This window comes from Streptomyces sp. NPDC003456 (assembly GCF_042878735.1).
GTDB lineage: Bacteria > Actinomycetota > Actinomycetes > Streptomycetales > Streptomycetaceae > Streptomyces.
The window spans coordinates 850,560-866,563 of the sequence record NZ_JBIAOK010000001.1 but is presented as its reverse complement, the minus strand read 5'-3'; the positions used below and the strand labels follow the sequence as shown (position 1 = coordinate 866,563).

14 protein-coding genes and 1 pseudogene are annotated in these 16,004 nt (G+C 73.4%); 9 read left to right on the top strand and 6 right to left on the bottom strand.

Features of this window, described 5'->3' with window-relative positions; all coding sequences use genetic code 11:
* Nucleotides 1-63 precede the first annotated feature (63 nt).
* Nucleotides 64-573: a metallophosphoesterase family protein gene (locus ACFYWG_RS03450; protein ID WP_376330089.1), complete on the top strand. Its 510-nt coding sequence runs from the start codon at nt 64-66 to the stop codon at nt 571-573.
* Nucleotides 574-707: 134 nt separating this feature from the next.
* Here ACFYWG_RS03450 and ACFYWG_RS03445 read toward each other — a convergent pair whose 3' ends face one another.
* Nucleotides 708-1,814, bottom strand: coding sequence for an XdhC family protein (locus ACFYWG_RS03445; RefSeq protein ID WP_389198993.1), 1,107 nt, complete (start codon nt 1,812-1,814; stop codon nt 708-710).
* 185 nt (nt 1,815-1,999) lie between these two features.
* Between ACFYWG_RS03445 and ACFYWG_RS03440 the strand changes: the two genes are divergently transcribed.
* Nucleotides 2,000-3,973 carry a GTP-binding protein gene (locus ACFYWG_RS03440; protein WP_389198991.1) on the top strand — a complete coding sequence of 658 codons (1,974 nt, stop codon included), beginning with the start codon at nt 2,000-2,002 and terminating at the stop codon, nt 3,971-3,973.
* A gap of 83 nt (nt 3,974-4,056) precedes the next feature.
* On the opposite strand, the gene ACFYWG_RS03435 is transcribed toward ACFYWG_RS03440, so the two are convergent.
* Nucleotides 4,057-5,310 carry a YncE family protein gene (locus ACFYWG_RS03435; RefSeq protein WP_389198989.1) on the bottom strand — a complete coding sequence of 418 codons (1,254 nt, stop codon included), beginning with the start codon at nt 5,308-5,310 and terminating at the stop codon, nt 4,057-4,059.
* 144 nt (nt 5,311-5,454) lie between these two features.
* Here ACFYWG_RS03435 and ACFYWG_RS03430 point away from each other — a divergent pair, with 144 nt between their 5' ends.
* Complete coding sequence (locus ACFYWG_RS03430; RefSeq protein ID WP_383686557.1) at nt 5,455-6,114, top strand: TetR/AcrR family transcriptional regulator; 660 nt, start codon at nt 5,455-5,457, stop codon at nt 6,112-6,114.
* Nucleotides 6,115-6,211: 97 nt separating this feature from the next.
* Here the strand turns inward: ACFYWG_RS03430 and ACFYWG_RS03425 are convergent, their stop codons facing one another.
* Nucleotides 6,212-6,571: a hypothetical protein gene (locus tag ACFYWG_RS03425; protein ID WP_389198987.1), complete on the bottom strand. Its 360-nt coding sequence runs from the start codon at nt 6,569-6,571 to the stop codon at nt 6,212-6,214.
* Nucleotides 6,568-8,175, bottom strand: a complete 1,608-nt coding sequence (ctaD, locus tag ACFYWG_RS03420) for a cytochrome c oxidase subunit I (RefSeq protein ID WP_389198985.1) — start codon at nt 8,173-8,175, stop codon at nt 6,568-6,570. The genes ACFYWG_RS03425 and ctaD overlap by 4 nt, the downstream gene beginning before the upstream one ends.
* 106 nt (nt 8,176-8,281) lie before the next feature.
* Between ctaD and ACFYWG_RS03415 the strand changes: the two are divergent.
* Together ACFYWG_RS03415 and ACFYWG_RS03410 are read left to right on the top strand one after the other, a co-directional pair.
* Nucleotides 8,282-8,788 (top strand): annotated as a pseudogene (locus ACFYWG_RS03415) (RNA polymerase sigma factor); the annotation flags it as partial.
* 442 nt (nt 8,789-9,230) lie between these two features.
* Nucleotides 9,231-10,322, top strand: a complete 1,092-nt coding sequence (locus ACFYWG_RS03410; protein WP_389198983.1) for a CU044_5270 family protein — start codon at nt 9,231-9,233, stop codon at nt 10,320-10,322.
* A 19-nt stretch (nt 10,323-10,341) separates the two neighbouring features.
* Here ACFYWG_RS03410 and ACFYWG_RS03405 read toward each other — a convergent pair whose 3' ends face one another.
* Nucleotides 10,342-10,707 (bottom strand): nuclear transport factor 2 family protein, encoded by a 366-nt coding sequence (locus ACFYWG_RS03405; RefSeq protein ID WP_376330103.1) that lies wholly within the window; start codon nt 10,705-10,707, stop codon nt 10,342-10,344.
* A gap of 173 nt (nt 10,708-10,880) precedes the next feature.
* Between ACFYWG_RS03405 and ACFYWG_RS03400 the strand changes: the two genes are divergently transcribed.
* A complete protein-coding gene (locus ACFYWG_RS03400; protein ID WP_376330105.1) occupies nt 10,881-11,168 on the top strand; it encodes a hypothetical protein in 288 nt (95 codons plus the stop codon).
* Between the two features lie 59 nt (nt 11,169-11,227).
* Here ACFYWG_RS03400 and ACFYWG_RS03395 read toward each other — a convergent pair whose 3' ends face one another.
* Nucleotides 11,228-12,982 carry an ABC transporter ATP-binding protein gene (locus ACFYWG_RS03395; protein ID WP_389198981.1) on the bottom strand — a complete coding sequence of 585 codons (1,755 nt, stop codon included), beginning with the start codon at nt 12,980-12,982 and terminating at the stop codon, nt 11,228-11,230.
* A 162-nt stretch (nt 12,983-13,144) separates the two neighbouring features.
* Between ACFYWG_RS03395 and ACFYWG_RS03390 the strand changes: the two genes are divergently transcribed.
* The 3 genes from ACFYWG_RS03390 to ACFYWG_RS03380 all read left to right on the top strand — a co-directional run bounded on the left by ACFYWG_RS03390 (nt 13,145) and on the right by ACFYWG_RS03380 (nt 15,864).
* Nucleotides 13,145-14,230, top strand: coding sequence for an S-(hydroxymethyl)mycothiol dehydrogenase (locus ACFYWG_RS03390; RefSeq protein WP_389198979.1), 1,086 nt, complete (start codon nt 13,145-13,147; stop codon nt 14,228-14,230).
* Nucleotides 14,230-14,859, top strand: coding sequence for an MBL fold metallo-hydrolase (locus tag ACFYWG_RS03385; protein ID WP_389198977.1), 630 nt, complete (start codon nt 14,230-14,232; stop codon nt 14,857-14,859). Before ACFYWG_RS03390 ends, ACFYWG_RS03385 begins: the two co-directional genes overlap by 1 nt.
* A gap of 90 nt (nt 14,860-14,949) precedes the next feature.
* Nucleotides 14,950-15,864 carry an SDR family oxidoreductase gene (locus ACFYWG_RS03380; RefSeq protein ID WP_376330112.1) on the top strand — a complete coding sequence of 305 codons (915 nt, stop codon included), beginning with the start codon at nt 14,950-14,952 and terminating at the stop codon, nt 15,862-15,864.
* Nucleotides 15,865-16,004: the final 140 nt, after the last annotated feature.

Here is a 16,004-nt window from a genome sequence, read left to right as displayed (position 1 = left end):
GGCGCCCCGCGCGGACGGCGGCGTCCTCCCGCGGACCGCGGGACGCGGCCGTACGCTGAGCACGTGCGTCTGCTGCTCATGTCCGACACCCACCTGCCCAAGCGCGCCAAGGTGCTGCCCGCCGCGCTGCTGGACGAACTGCCGCGGGCCGACGTCGTGTTCCACGCCGGGGACTGGGTCGACGTGGACACCCTGGACCTGCTGGAGGACCGCTGCCGCAGGCTCGTCGCCGTGTACGGCAACAACGACGGGCCCGAGTTGCGCGCGCGGCTGCCCGAGGTGGCGTACGCGGAGCTCGGCGGGGTGCGGTTCGGGGTGGTCCACGAGACCGGAGGCAAGCAGGGGCGGGAGGCACGCTGCGCCGCCCGGTTCCCGGACCTCGACGTGCTGGTGTTCGGGCACAGTCACATCCCCTGGGACACCACGGCCCCGTCGGGGCTGCGGCTGCTCAACCCCGGCTCGCCGACGGACCGCCGCCGTCAGCCGCACTGCACGTACATGACCGCCACCGTCGCCGGCGGACGGCTCGGCGAGGTGGAGCTGCACCGGCTGCCGGCCCGTACGCCCGGCTGACCGCCGCGGCCGGCGGCCGAGGCGCCGTCGGCATGCGGGACGGCCGCCGGGACGACCGGCGGGCCGGCCGGAGCCCACGGCCTCGCCGGTGAGCGCGGCACGGTGCCGCATGCCCGCCGCGCCGCGGAGTGAGGTCAGCGGGCGTCGGGCGGATGCACGGCGCCGTCCGTCGCGCTGAGCGGAGCCCCGCTGCCGCCCCAGCGCAGCGCCACGATCTCCGCGGCGACGGACACCGCGACCTCCTCCGGCGTACGCGCTCCGAGATCCAGTCCCACCGGTGAGCGCAGCCGGGACAGCTCCCGCTTCGTCAGCCCCGCCGCGGCCAGCCGCGCCGCCCGTTCGGCGTGGGTGCGCCGGCTGCCCATCGCCCCGACGTACGCGGCCGGCCGCCGCAGTGCCTCGGTCAGCAGCGGCACGTCGAACTTGGGATCGTGGGTGAGGACGCAGACCACCGTCCGCTCGTCGGTGCCGGTGTCGCGCAGGTACCGGTGCGGCCATGCGGCGATCACCTCGACGCCCTCCGGGAAGCGCCGGGGCGTGGCGAACACCGGCCGGGCGTCGCAGACGGTGACGCGGTAGCCGAGGAACTGGCCGATCCGGGCCACGGCCGCCGCGTAGTCGATCGCGCCGAAGACCAGCATCCGCGGCGGCGGTGCGAAGGACTGCAGGAAGACCCCGACCGAGTCCTCGCGGCGCTGCCCCTGCGGCCCGTAGTGCCGCAAGCCGCTCGCGCCCAGCGCCAGCTCCCCGCGGGCGTCGGCCGTCACCGACGCGTCCAGCCCGTCCGAGCCGAGCGTGCCCGAGACGCCGTCGGGGCGGACGGCGAGCGCCGCTCCCAGCCGCGCCGGCCCGCCCGTGACCGTCGCCAGCGTCACCGGCCGGCCCGCCGCGACGCACTCCGCCACCGTGCCGAAGGCGGCGTCCAGCGCGGGCGTGACGGGACGCACCAGCACGGTGATCTCACCGCCGCAGGTCAGCCCGACGGCGAAGGCGTCCTCGTCGCTGTAGCCGAAGGTCTCCCGCCGGGCCTCGCCGTCCGCCACGGCCTCCTGCGCCAGCTCGAACACCGCACCTTCGACGCAGCCGCCGGACACACTGCCCACGACCTCCCCGTCCGGGCCCACCGCCATCGCGGCGCCCGCCTCGCGCGGCGCGCTGCGGGAGACCTCGACGACCGTCGCCAGGCCGAACGGGACCCCGGCCGCGTACCAGCGGCCGAGCACCGGCAGTACGTCCCGCACGAACCGCTCCTCTCCCGGCGCCCCGGGTACCCCCGGCGGCGGATAAATCCGTTGATGCCCCGCCGGCCGGTCTGCTGCACTGCACAGGACAGCACGTCACCGAGTCAGAGGAGCCGCACAGATGCGTCCAGCGTTCATGTCCCTCCGGTCCCACACGGCTTCCCTCTCGAAGGACATGACGCTTCGTGCACCTGCTCAACCTCGGAATCCTCGCCCATGTCGACGCCGGTAAGACCAGCCTGACCGAGCGGCTGCTCCATTCGGCCGGGGTCATCGACGAGCCCGGCAGCGTCGACGCCGGGAACACCCGCACCGACACCCTCGCGCTGGAGCGCCGGCGCGGCATCACCATCAAGTCCGCCGTCGTCTCGTTCCCGCTGGAGGGCGTGACCGTCAACCTCATCGACACCCCGGGGCACCCCGACTTCATCGCCGAGGTCGAGCGCGTGCTGGGGGTGCTCGACGGCGCCGTCCTGGTGGTCTCCGCCGTCGAAGGGGTGCAGGCGCAGACGCGGGTGCTGATGCGGACGCTCCAGCGGCTGCGCATCCCGACGCTGCTCTTCGTCAACAAGATCGACCGCCGCGGGGCCCGGCACGGGGACGTCCTGCGGGAGATCGCGGCCCGGCTGACCCCGGCCGTCGTCCCCCTGGCCGCCGTCACCGGCCTCGGCACCCGTACGGCCCGCGCCACGCCCGGTCCCGGGCCGGCCGCCGCCCTGGACGTGCTGGCCGAGCACGACGACGCCCTGCTGGCCGCCTATGTCGAGGACACGGTCACGGACGCCCTCCTGCACAGGTCCCTCGCCGCACAGACCCGGCAGGCGCGCGTCCACCCGGTCTACTTCGGCTCCGCCGCCACGGGCGCCGGTGTGGACGCGCTCCTGTCCGGGATCGAGAACCTGCTGCCCCCGGCCGCCGGCGACAGCGACGGGCCGGTCTCCGGCACCGTGTTCAAGGTGGAGCGGGGCCCGGCGGGGGAGAGGAGCGCCTACGTGCGGATGTTCTCCGGCACCCTGCGCACCCGCGACCGGGTCCCCTTCGGCACGGACGGCGCCGAGGGCCGGGTCACCGGCATCAGCGTCTTCGCCCGGGGCGCCGACCTCCGCGCGGACAGCGTCGGCGCCGGGCAGATCGCCCGCGTCACCGGCCTGGACGGCATCAGGATCGGGGACCCGGTCGGCGCACCGCACAAGGAGTACGAGCACGTCTTCGCCCCGCCGACGCTGGAGACGGTCGTCGTCCCCGGACCCGGAGCGCACGGCGGCGCGCTGCACCTGGCGCTCACCCGGCTCGCGGAGCAGGACCCGCTGATCGGCCTGCGGCACGACGAGCGCCGCGGGGAGACCTCCCTGTCGCTGTACGGCGAGGTGCAGAAGGAGGTCGTGCAGGCCACGCTCGCCGACGAGTTCGGCCTCGACGTCGGCTTCCGCGCGACCACCCCGCTGTGCGTCGAGCGGCTCACCGGCACGGGGGAGGCCGTGGAGTTCCTCCACAAGGACCCGAACCCGTTCCTCGCCACGGTCGGTCTGCGCGTCGAGCCCGCACCGCCCGGGTCCGGTGTCGGCTTCCGGCTGGAGGTGGAACTGGGCTCCATGCCGTACGCCTTCTTCAAGGCGGTGGAGGACACCGTGCGCGAGACCCTGGAGCAGGGCCTGCACGGCTGGCGCGTCCCCGACTGCGCCGTGACCATGACCCACTGCGGCTACTCGCCCCGCCAGAGCCACGCCCACCAGGGGTTCGACAAGAGCATGTCGAGCACCGGCGCCGACTTCCGGGGGCTGACCCCGCTCGTGCTGACCGAGGCGCTGCGGCGGGCCGGGACCCGCGTGCACGAGCCGGTGCACCGCTTCCGGCTCGAGGCGCCCGCCGACACGCTGGGCGCCCTGCTGCCGGTCCTCACACAGCTGGGAGCCGTGCCGGAGACGACACACACCCGGGACGGCGCCTGCGTCCTGGACGGCACCGTGCCCGCGGCCCGGGTGCACACCCTGGGGCAGCGGCTGCCGGGCCTGACCCGGGGCGAGGGGGAACTGGAGAGCGCCTTCGCTCACTACGCACCCGTCACGCACGGCACGGTCCCCGAGCGTCCGCGCATCGACCACAACCCGCTCGACAGGAAGGAGTACCTGCTCAACGTGACCCGCAGAATGGGGGGTTGAGCAGCGCCGGCCGCCCGCCGCTCACCGTCCGGCAGTGCCGGGTCCGGGACCGCACGCCGGTGAGCGGCAGGTGGCGGCGGAGGTCAGCCGGCCCTGGGACCCGTCCAGCCGGCCGGGACACGGGCGAGCCGCACCCGCTGGGGATGGTCGCCCACCGGCACGGACACGACCTTCTTGCCGGTCGCGAAGTCGATGGCCGTGACCTGGTCGGTGCCGCTCTCGGACACCACGCAGGACTTGCCGTCGCCGCTGACCGTGGCCCAGTAGGGCTTGGCGGCGGCGACCAGCGGGCCCTCCTGGAGGGTCGCCCGGTCGACGACCGTCGCGTAGTCGTCCATCGTCCCCGCCACACACAGCTTGCTGCCGTCGGGGCTCATCGAGATGCCGTGGTGGCGCGAGTCGTTGACGAAGGTCGTGCGGTCGTCGCTCGTCGCGGGATTCTTCGGCAGCGTCTTCGTACGCGTGATCTTTCCGGTGGCGATGTCGTACTCGAAGAAGCCGTTGAAGAACGACACCTGGAAGTACAGCTTCGACTCGTCCGGCGAGAAGACGGCGGGCCGGACGGCGTCGGAGTAGTCCTTCAGCCCGATCGCGTCCAGCTGCGCCCGCATGTCGATGACCTTGACCTGCTTGTACGTCGTCGCGTCGACGACGGTGATGCGCCGGTCGCCCTTCGTCCAGTCCAGCCACGGGGCGTCCGTCTGCGTGTTCACGTCGCCGATCGCCATGTTGTAGATGTACGTGCCGTCCTGGGTGAAGACGTTCTCGTGCGGTTTGTCGCCGGTGGCGAACCTGCCCAGCTCCTTGCCGGAGACGATGTCCAGGACGTGCACGGTGTTGGAGGTCGACGCCGACACCGCGACGCGCCTGCCGTCGGGGGAGACCGCCATGTGGTCGGACCGGTGACCCGACACGGGGAAGCGCCAGTTGATGCGCCCGGAGGCGAGGTCGAGGGAGACGACGTCGGCGAAGCTCGGCCGGGAGACGACCATCGCGGTGCCGTCCGGGGTGGAGTACATGTCGTCGACGAACTGGTCGTGGCCCTCGCCGACGCTGTTGCGGATCGCCATGAAGTAGATCCACTTGATCGGGTCGGCGTTGATCTCCGCCATCCGCTGCTTCTTGTCGGGGACGACGTCGATCCGGCCGATCCTCCCGAAGTCGCCGCTGGACGCGATGACATCGGCGGTGCCGTCCCAGTTGTTGCCCACGAACATCACCTCGCGCAGCGCGGCGGGCGAATCCGGGGGCGCCGCCGCGGCGGTCGCGGGGGCGGCTGCGGTCAGGGCCAGGGCGGCGGTCAGGGAGCACAGGTGCCGTCGTCGGAAGACGGACATGGCTGATCCCTCCTCTGCGGTGGGGTGAGGAATCTGAACACACGTGCTTTCACAGTGAACTTACTGCAAAGTAAGGAAGGGGTGGCCTTCTCCACAAGACCGCGTACACGACAAAATCGTGAGCGGGCGACGAAGGGGGAGCGGGTGCCGGGCAGACTCAGGGCGCCGACGGGCCGCTACGGCGGCAGGACGGCCGAGGAGCGGCAGGCCGAGCGGCGCCGCCGGTTCCTCGACGCCGCGCTCCGGCTCTTCGGCGACACCCCCGGCTACCGGGCCACCACCGTCGCGGCGCTCAGCGAGGCGGCAGGACTGTCGACCCGCCAGTTCTACGAGGAGTTCCGCACCTTGGAGGACGTGCTCGCCGCGCTGCACCTGCAGGTCAACGGCTGGGCCGAGGCGGCGGTGCTGGAGGCGGCCGCGGGGGCGGCGGACCTGCCGCTCGCCGAGCGCGTCACGGCGATCTTCCGGGCGTACGCGGGCAGCGTCACCGCCGACCCGCGCCGCATCCGCATCACGTTCGTGGAGATCATCGGCGTCAGCCCGCGCCTGGAGGAGCAGCGGCTTTCCCGCCGGGCCGGGTGGGTCGACCTCATCTGCGCGGAGGCCGACGCGGCCGCCGCCCGCGGCGAGGCGGCGCCCCGCGACTACCGGCTGGCGGCGACGGGCTTCATCGGCAGCGTCAACGGCCTGCTGCACGACTGGAGCGCCGGCTGGGTCGACGCCACGCTCGACGAGGTGGTCGACGAACTGGTCCGTCAGCTCCTGGCCATCCTGCGCCCACCCGGGTGGAAGCCAGGGGGCTGATCCTGGGCGCAGGTGGGCCGCGGGCGCGAACCCGGCCCGGGACCGAGTGTCCCGGCCGCCGTTCCCGGGGCGGGGGCCGAGGTCACGGTGGCCCGCGTCAGGACGGCCACCCCGAGGCCAGCACCACCAGGTCCACCGTCACCACCAGCGCGCCGGCCGGCAGGAGGCCGGCCAGGAGCCGGGCGCGCAGCGAGCGGTACGCGGCCTCGTACTCGGCCCGCAGTTCCGCACTGCGGCGGGCCGTGTGCTGCCACGAGGCCCGGGTGAGCGCGAGGTGTTCCTCCGCGAACACGTGCTCCACCTGGGCCCGTTGGGCCGCCGTCAGCCGGTCGAGGGCGGCGGCGCACCGGGCGGCCGCGGCGCGGGCCTCCCGGTGCGCTGCGGCGGCGAGGAGGTGACCTTCGACGTCGTTGTGGAACGCCCGCAGGTCCACCGGGGTCTCGTCCCGCGCGGTCACCGGAGCGTCAGTTCCGCTTCGGCCCCGGCGGCGGCCGGCCGGTGCAGGTCGAACGCCGGGGACTCGCTGCGGATCCGCGGCAGGGCGACGAAGTTGTGCCGCGGCGGCGGGCAGGAGGTGGCCCACTCCAGGGAGCGGCCGTAGCCCCACGGGTCGTCGACGCCGACCGGCTCGCCGTACCTGGCCGTCTTCCAGATGTTGTAGAAGAACGGCAGCAGCGACAGGCCCAGCAGGAACGAGAAGGCGCTCGACACCATGTTGAGCGTCGTCAGGCCCTCCACGGCGAGGTAGTCGGGGATGCGCCGCTGCATGCCCTCGGCGCCCAGCCAGTGCTGCACCAGGAACGTGCCGTGGAAGCCGATGAACAGCGTCCAGAAGGTGATCCTGCCCAGGCGCTCGTCCAGCATCCGGCCCGTGAACTTGGGCCACCAGAAGTGGAAACCGGCGAACATCGCGAACACGACCGTCCCGAAGATCACGTAGTGGAAGTGCGCGACCACGAAGTACGAGTCCGAGACGTGGAAGTCCAGGGGCGGTGAGGCGAGCAGCACACCGGTGAGCCCGCCGAACACGAACGTCATCAGGAAGCCGGTCGCCCACAGCATGGGTGTCTCGAACGACAGGCTCCCGCGCCACATCGTGCCGATCCAGTTGAAGAACTTCACACCGGTCGGGACCGCGATGAGGAACGTCATGAAGGAGAAGAACGGCAGCAGCACACCGCCGGTGACGTACATGTGGTGCGCCCACACCGTCACGGACAGGCCCGCGATCGCGATGGTCGCGCCGATCAGACCCGTGTAACCGAACATCGGCTTGCGGGAGAAGACCGGGATGACCTCACTGATGATGCCGAAGAACGGCAGCGCGATGATGTACACCTCTGGATGCCCGAAGAACCAGAACAGGTGCTGCCACAGCAACGCGCCGCCGTTGGCGGAGTCGAAGATGCGGGCGCCGAACTTGCGGTCCGCCTCCAGCGCGAACAGCGCGGCCGCCAGAACCGGGAAGGCGAGCAGGACCAGCACACCGGTCAGCAGCACGTTCCAGGTGAAGATCGGCATGCGGAACATCGTCATGCCGGGTGCGCGCATGCAGATGATCGTGGTGATGAAGTTGACCGAGCCGAGGATGGTGCCGAAGCCGGAGAAGGCCAGGCCCATGATCCACATGTCGGCGCCGATACCGGGCGAGCGGACCGCGTCCGACAGCGGACTGTAGGCGAACCAGCCGAAGTCGGCCGCACCCTGCGGGGTGAGGAAACCGCCCACCGCGATGAGCGAGCCGAACAGGTACAGCCAGTAGGCGAACATGTTCAGCCGCGGGAACGCCACGTCCGGCGCGCCGATCTGCAGCGGCATGATCCAGTTCGCGAAGCCCGCGAACAGCGGCGTCGCGAACATCAGCAGCATGATCGTGCCGTGCATCGTGAACGCCTGGTTGAACTGCTCGTTCGACATGATCTGCAGACCAGGCCGGGCGAGCTCGGCGCGCATGAACAGCGCCATCACGCCACCGATGACGAAGAACGCGAACGACGTGACCAGGTACAGCGTGCCGATCGTCTTGTGATCCGTGGTCGTCAGCCACTTCAGGTGCCTCATGCCCCGCCTGTGTCCGCGCTCCGGCGGGACGTCACACTGCCAGGACGCGACGAGCGTCACGGAAACCGGGTGTGACGATCGGGGACCTGCCGGACACGAACGGGACATGAGCGACGACGAGGTCTTCGCCGCTGCCTACCGCGAGCACTACTGGGCGGTCAGCCGCTATGTGGCGCGGCGGCTGGACGGGCGTGCCGGTGAGGTGGAGGAAGTGGTGGCGGAGGTGTTCACGGTCGCCTGGCGACGCCGGGCCGACCTCCCGGCCGCCCCGCTGCCCTGGCTGTACGGCGTGGCACGCAACTGCCTGGCCAACACCGTCCGCGGCCACGGGCGCCGCCGTCGGCTGCTCGACCGGCTCGGCAACGACGACACCGCCCACCGCCGGCACATCGCGGCGGGCCCGGAGGCGGACACACCGGGCGGCTGGGTGCACGAGGCCCTGGCCCGGCTCTCCGCCGCCGACCAGGAGGTGCTGCGGCTGACGGCCTGGGAGGAACTCGGCATCGAGGAGGTCGCCGTCGCCCTCGGCTGCGGCAGCAGGGCCGCGGCGATGCGGCTGCACCGGGCACGGCGCCGCCTCACAGCCGAGATCGACCGCCTGCGCCCCGCGTCCCCGCCCACCGGGCACCCGGGCGCGAGCGCCCCGGTCGACGGGGACGACCGGCGGCATTCGTTGGTGCCGCCCGCCGGGCGGCCGGGCTTGACCGTCCCGGCTGACGGAGGCGACCACCAGCGCCCCGCGTCCCCGCCCGCCGGGCGCCCGGGCGCGAGCGCCCCGGCTGACGGAGGCGACGAGCGGCGTCCGTCGTCCCCGCCCGCCGGGCACCCGCGCCTCACCGCCCCGTCCGACGAACACGACCGGCTGTGCCCGTCGTTGCCGCCCGCCGGGCGCCCGGGCGCGAGCGCCCCGTCTGTCGAACACGACCGGCGGCATCCGTCGTCCCCGCCCGCCGGGCACCCGGGCGTGACCGTCCCGGCTGACGGAGACGACCGTCGGCTTCCCCCGTTCCCGCCTGCCGCGCACCCGTGCGTGACCGTCCCGGAGGAGCCCCGCCATGGCTGACGAACTCGACCTGCTGCGGGGCGCCGACCCGGTGCCTGCCGACGGTTCCCGCTTCGGCGACGGACCTCTGGACCACCGGGCCGAGCGCCGCCTGGAGGAACTGCTGTGCGCGAGGCCGGCCGAGCGCCGGCGGGACCGGTGGCTGCGGTTGCACGGCCGGGTCCGGCCCGGGGGGAGCCGGCCGGCCGGGACGCCCCCGGCGTCTCCCCTCACCGGCGGGCGGCCCCGGTGGCTGCCCGCCCCCGGTCGGGCCCCGCTCGCCTGGGGCCTGCTCGCCGCGGCCGTCGTGACCGCCCTGACCCTCACCCTCGTCCTGAGCGGCCCCGCCACCCCGCCCGCCGTCGCCGCGCCCCGGCCGCTGGTCGTCGACACCGGCTCCGCGGCCCTGCCCCTGGACCGGCTGGCCGAGCGGGCCTCCGCCGCGATCGGGGCGGCCGGCGCACCCCGCCTGCGCAAGGGCACCCACGTGCGGTCGTGGAGCCTCGACATGTCGCAGGACGCACCCCCGGTCACCCTGCCCGAGGAACGGCTCGTGCGCTGGCGGCCCGACGGCAGCCGCACCGAACTCGTCGTCGCGACCGCCCCGGAGCACCCCGGCCGCCCGGTCCTCACCGACCGGGGCGGCGCACCGCGACTCGTCGGCGACGGCCACGTCCTGCTCGACCGGAGCCACCCGCCCAGCTGGAGCGACGCCCCGCCCCAGTCGCCTCCGCCGCGCGACCCGGACCGGCTGCGCGCCTACCTGACGGAGGCCGCCTTCACCGGCACGCCGCCCACCACGCCCGAACTGCTGGACGCGGTGGCGACGCTGCTGGACCACTGGACCCTCGGCCAGCGCGAGAACGCCGCGCTCGCCCGGCTCCTCAGCGGCGCCGAGGCGCTGCGCCCGGCCGGACAGGTGACCGACCGGCTGGGCCGGCGCGGTCAGGCGTACGTGACCGACGCACGCGGCGTCCGCCGCATGCTGATCATGGACCCGGCCACCGGCGCCGTCCTCGGCCTGGAGAGCACCCTGACGGCCCCCGACCCCCGGTACGGCGTGCGGAAGGGGGACGTCCTGTCCTACAGCGCGTGGATGCGCTGACGGCCGGTTCCGCCCGCGGTCACTCGTCCCAGGCCTGCACCAGGGTCTGCTCGGTGATCTTGCCGTCGCGCAGCGACAGCATGGACTCGGACAGGACGCGCACCCCGTCCGCGTACTGGCAGCTCTCGCTGTAAGCGGCCTCGTCGCCCTGGACGACGCAGTGCTCCAGGGTGTGCGTCATGTCGCGGCTGTAGACGTCCTCCAGCATCCGGCCGATCTCCTCCCGGCCGTGCAGGACCTTGGGGTGGCTGGGCTGGCTCGTCCGGTCGACGATGCGCAGTTCGGCGTCGTCGGCGTAGAGCGACATCAGGATGTCCGGGGTATCGCCCTCCAGGCCCCGGCGCAGAGTCTCCCGGTCGAAGACGGCGTCCGTCGTCGTGCCCATGATGACCTCCCTCGAAGGGGCCGCGGCCCGGTCGGAGGCGGGCCGCGTGGGGCCTTCCCATGTCGAGCCTCCTCCCGCGCGGCGCGCTCGGCAAGCCCGGGGGCGCTGGTCCTGACGGGTGAGCGGGGCGCAGCACCCGTGTCCGCCGGGGACCCGCCCGCGTTGCGATAGGCATGATCTCAACACGACGTATCGTCGCCGCCGTTGGTCTCGCCGCGGGGGTGACCGGTCTCGCCGCGCCGATGGCGCAGGCGGCCGACACGGGAGCCAAGAGCCCGCTCAGCCCCATGGCCGCGCTCGACTCGCTGACCGTGAGCGACATCCCCGCCGCGCACAAGGACGAGATCCCGCGGCCCTCGTCGCAGCTGGCCGGGCTCAACCGCCTCAACGACCTCGACCAGCTGAACCAGGTCGTCGGTCTCGTCTCCCCGCTCTTCGGCTTCGTCCCGAACATCCGCTGACGGCAGCGGACCTGCGAGGGCCGCCCCCGCCCGGGGCGGCCCTCACCCGTGTCCGCGCCTCAGTCCGCCGCGGCGAGGAACTGCGTCGCGGCCAGCTCCGCGTACAGCGGGTCGGCGGTCACCAGCTCGCGGTGGGTGCCCACGGCGCGGACCCGCCCGGCGTCCATCACCACGATCCGGTCGGCCATGGTCACGGTCGACAGCCGGTGGGCCACGACGAGGACGGTCGTCGAGCGGGCCACGTCCGCGACGGTGTCGCGCAGCGCCGCCTCGTTCACCGCGTCCAGCTGCGAGGTCGCCTCGTCGAGCAGCAGCAGCCGCGGGCGGCGCAGCAGCGCCCGGGCGACGGCGACGCGCTGCCGCTCCCCGCCGGACAGCTTCGTCCCCCGGTGGCCGACGAGCGTGTCGAGCCCGTCGGGCAGCCGGGCCACCAGCCCGTCGAGCCGGGTCGTCTTCAGCACGCGCGCGAGGGCGTCCTCGCCGGCGTCCGGATCGCCCAGCAGCAGGTTGTCGCGCAGCGACCCAGACAGCACCGGCGCGTCCTGCTCCACGTAGCCGATCGCGGCCCGCAGCCGGGGCAGCTCCCAGTCGTTCAGGTCGCGCCCGTCGAGTGTGATCACGCCGGAGTCGGGGTCGTAGAACCGCTCGATCAGGGAGAAGACGGTGGTCTTGCCGGCGCCGGACGGGCCGACGAAGGCCGTCATGCCCTGCGCGGGCACGGTGAACGTCACCCCGTGGTGGACGGGGGGCAGGTCGTCGGCGTAGCGGAAGCGGACGTCCTCGAAGGCGACCGCTGCGGGCCGTGCGTCCGGGCCGGGCAGGGGGGCGGACGCGGTGGCCGGCTCCGCCGGCAGCCGCAGCGCCTCCTGGATGCGGGTGAGGGCCGCGGCACCCGTCTGGTACTGCGTGACGGCGCCGACGACCTGCTGGATCGGCGACATCAAGTAGAAGACGTACAGCAGGAACGCCACCAGCGTGCCCACGTCGACGGCCCCGGTCGCCACGCGCGCGCCGCCGACCGCGAGCACGGTGATGAAGGCGATCTGCATGGCCAGCCCCGCCGTGTTCCCGGCCGCGGCCGACCACTTGGCGGCCCGCACGCTCTGCCGCCACGACTCCCGCGCCGCCTCGTGCAGCGTGGCCTCCTCGCGGTGCTCGGCGCCGGAGGCCTTCACGGTGCGCAGGGCACCCAGGGTGCGCTCCAGCGAGGCGCCCATGACACCGATGGCGTCCTGCGCCTGCCGGCTCGCCTTGTTGATGCGCGGCACGATCACGCCGAGCACCACGCACGCGCCGAGGATCACGGCCAGGGTCACCCCCAGCAGGACGGCGTCCACCAGGCCCATCATCACCACCGTCGCGACCAGGGTGAGGCCGCCGGTGCCGAGACCGACCAGCGAGTTCGTCGTCACCGAGCGCAGGAGGGTGGTGTCGGAGGTGATGCGGGCCATCAGGTCCCCGGGCTCGCTGCGGTCCACCGCCGCGACCCGCAGCCGCAGCAGGTACGACGACAGCGCCCGGCGCGCGCCGAGCACCACCGACTCGGCGGTGCGCTGCAGCACGTACGAACCCAGCGCGCCCAGCGCCGCGTTGGTGACCACCAGCGCGGACATCGCCAGCAGCGCCCCGGTGATGGCCCGCTCGTGCGACAGGTCGTCGATCAGCCCCCGCGCCACCAGCGGCAGCAGCAGCCCGGTCGCCCCGGTGACCAGGGAGAGCACCGCACCCGCCAGCAGGGACCAGCGGTGCGGCCGGACGTATCCGAGCAGCAGCCGCCAGGGCGGTACGGCGGTCTGGGTCTCAGCGATGCTCACGTCGCTCCTTCGGCACCTCGGGCGGACGGTTCAGGCTACGTCGGTGCCGGCCCGGCCGGCCCGGTGGTTCCGCGGCCGCCGGCGCCCGATCCGCGCCCCTCGGCGATCAGTCGCGCGTAGGGTCGGAACGGAACGAACCAGGCCCACGAAGGAGTCACCACCATGGCCCAGGAAGTACGCGGTGTGATCGCGCCCGGCAAGGACGAACCGGTGCGGATCGAGACGATCGTGGTGCCCGACCCCGGCCCGGGAGAGGCGGCCGTCCGCGTCCAGGCCTGCGGGGTGTGCCACACGGACCTGCACTACAAGCAGGGCGGCATCAACGACGACTTCCCCTTCCTGCTCGGGCACGAGGCCGCGGGCGTGGTCGAGGCGGTCGGCGACGGCGTCACGGACGTCGAGCCCGGCGACTTCGTGATCCTCAACTGGCGTGCGGTGTGCGGGAAGTGCCGGGCCTGTCTGCGCGGCCGGCCCTGGTACTGCTTCGACACCCACAACGCGCAGCAGAAGATGACCCTCACCGACGGCACCGAGCTGTCCCCGGCCCTGGGCATCGGCGCCTTCGCGGAGAAGACGCTGGTCGCCGCCGGGCAGTGCACCAAGGTCGACCCGGCCGTCGCCCCCGAGGTGGCCGGACTGCTCGGCTGCGGCGTCATGGCCGGCATCGGCGCCGCCCTCAACACCGGCAACGTCGGGCGCGGCGACTCCGTCGCCGTCATCGGCTGCGGAGGCGTCGGTGACGCGGCCGTCGCCGGCTCGCACCTGGCCGGGGCGCGCACGATCATCGCCGTGGACATCGACGACCGCAAGCTGGAGACCGCCCGGTCGATGGGCGCCACGCACACCGTCAACTCCCGCGAGAGCGACCCCGTCGAGGCGATCCGGGAACTGACCGGCGGCTTCGGTGCCGATGTCGTCATCGAGGCCGTCGGCCGCCCGGAGACCTACCGGCAGGCCTTCTACGCCCGCGATCTGGCCGGCACGGTCGTCCTCGTCGGCGTCCCCACACCCGAGATGAAGCTCGAACTGCCGCTGCTGGACGTCTTCGGCCGCGGCGGGTCCCTGAAGTCCTCCTGGTACGGCGACTGCCTGCCCTCCCGCGACTTCCCCATGCTGATCGACCTGCACCTGCAAGGGCGCCTGGACCTCGGCGCGTTCGTCACCGAGACCATCCGGCTGGACGAGGTGGAGAAGGCGTTCGAGCGGATGCACCACGGCGACGTGCTGCGCTCGGTGGTGGTGCTGTGATGACGACGCGCGTCGAACACCTCGTCACCTCCGGGCAGTTCACCCTCGACGGCGGCACCTGGGACGTCGACAACAACGTGTGGATCGTCGGCGACGACCACGAGGCGGTCGTCATCGACGCCGCCCACGACGCCGACGCCATCCTCGCGGCCCTCGGCGACCGCCGGCTGGCCGCGATCGTGTGCACGCACGCCCACAACGACCACATCGACGCCGCCCCGGCACTCGCGGACCGCACCGGCGCCACCATCTGGCTGCACCACGACGACCTGCCGCTGTGGAAGCAGACGCACCCCGACCGCGAGCCGGACGCCTGGCTGGTCGACGGCCAGGTGATCGAGGCCGGCGGCGCCGACCTGCGCGTGATCCACACACCGGGACACGCACCCGGTGCCGTCTGCCTCCACGAGCCCGGACTGGGGACCGTCTTCACCGGCGACACCCTCTTCCAGGGCGGGCCCGGCGCCACCGGCCGGTCCTTCTCGCACTTCCCGACCATCATCGAATCCATCCGCGACCGGCTGCTCACCCTGCCGCCCGAGACGACCGTCCGCACCGGGCACGGCGACTCGACGACCATCGGCGCCGAGGCCCCCCACCTACAGGAATGGATCACCCGGGGCCACTGACCGCGTGTCGCCCGCAAAAGGCGACAGAGGATGTCCGGCTTACCCGACACCCTGGACACGGCACACAGTCGAGGGCACGGGAGGCCGGACATGCCAGCTCAACTCCACGGCAAGGTCGCACTGGTCGCGGGGGCGACCCGGGGCGCCGGGCGGGGGATCGCCGTCGAACTCGGCGCGGCCGGCGCCACCGTCTACGTCACCGGCCGCAGCACCCGGGCCCGCCGCTCGGAGTACGACCGCCCGGAGACCATCGAGGACACCGCCGACCTGGTCACCGCGGCCGGCGGGCACGGCATCGCCGTGCCCGCCGACCACCTCGACCCGGCGCAGGTCCGCGCGCTCGTCGACCGCATCGCGCGGGACCACGGCCGCCTCGACGTCCTCGTCAACGACATCTGGGGCGGCGAGAAGCTCTTCGAGTGGGACACCCCGCTGTGGGAGCACGACCTCGACAACGGACTGCGCCTGCTGCGCCTGGCGATCGAGACGCACGCCGTCACCAGCCACCACGCCCTGCCCCTGCTGCTGCGCCACCCCGGCGGCCTGGTCGTCGAGGTGACCGACGGCACCGCCGACTACAACGGCGACCACTACCGCGTGAACTTCTTCTACGACCTCGCCAAGAGCGCCGTCCTGCGCATGGCCTTCGCCCTCGGCCACGAGCTCGGCCCGCGCGGCGCCACCGCCGTCGCCCTCACCCCCGGCTGGCTGCGCTCGGAGCTGATGCTGGAGACCTACGGGGTGAGCGAGGACAACTGGCGCGACGCGCTGGAACGCGTCCCCCACTTCGCCATCTCGGAGACCCCCCGCTACGTCGGCCGGGCCGTGGCCGCCCTGGCCGCCGACCCGGACGTGGCACGCCTCAACGGCCGGTCCCTCTCCAGCGGCGGCCTCGCCCGGGAGTACGGCTTCACCGACCTCGACGGCAGCCGCCCGGACGCCTGGCGCTACCTGGTCGAGGTCCAGGACCCGGGCAAGCCGGCGGACACCACCGGGTACCGGTGAGGCGCCGGGGCGCGCTCGCGCCCGCAGCCCGACGGCGTCACCCCGCTGTGCGGAATGTCACCGATCGGTCCCAGCGGCGCCGGCCGTACAACCGAAGCGGCCGTCCACCCGTCTACGTGGCAGGGATCGCAACCATGTGA

What these genes read in the sequence shown, in the direction of transcription:
- ACFYWG_RS03435 (WP_389198989.1), bottom strand. Translation starts at nt 5,310, where the DNA reads ATGTCCGTCTTCCGACGACGGCACCTGTGCTCCCTGACCGCCGCCCTG.
- ctaD (WP_389198985.1), bottom strand. Translation starts at nt 8,175, where the DNA reads ATGAGGCACCTGAAGTGGCTGACGACCACGGATCACAAGACGATCGGC.
- ACFYWG_RS03410 (WP_389198983.1), top strand. Translation starts at nt 9,231, where the DNA reads ATGGCTGACGAACTCGACCTGCTGCGGGGCGCCGACCCGGTGCCTGCC.
- ACFYWG_RS03405 (WP_376330103.1), bottom strand. Translation starts at nt 10,707, where the DNA reads ATGGGCACGACGACGGACGCCGTCTTCGACCGGGAGACTCTGCGCCGG.
- ACFYWG_RS03400 (WP_376330105.1), top strand. Translation starts at nt 10,881, where the DNA reads ATGATCTCAACACGACGTATCGTCGCCGCCGTTGGTCTCGCCGCGGGG.
- ACFYWG_RS03390 (WP_389198979.1), top strand. Translation starts at nt 13,145, where the DNA reads ATGGCCCAGGAAGTACGCGGTGTGATCGCGCCCGGCAAGGACGAACCG.
- ACFYWG_RS03385 (WP_389198977.1), top strand. Translation starts at nt 14,230, where the DNA reads ATGACGACGCGCGTCGAACACCTCGTCACCTCCGGGCAGTTCACCCTC.
- ACFYWG_RS03380 (WP_376330112.1), top strand. Translation starts at nt 14,950, where the DNA reads ATGCCAGCTCAACTCCACGGCAAGGTCGCACTGGTCGCGGGGGCGACC.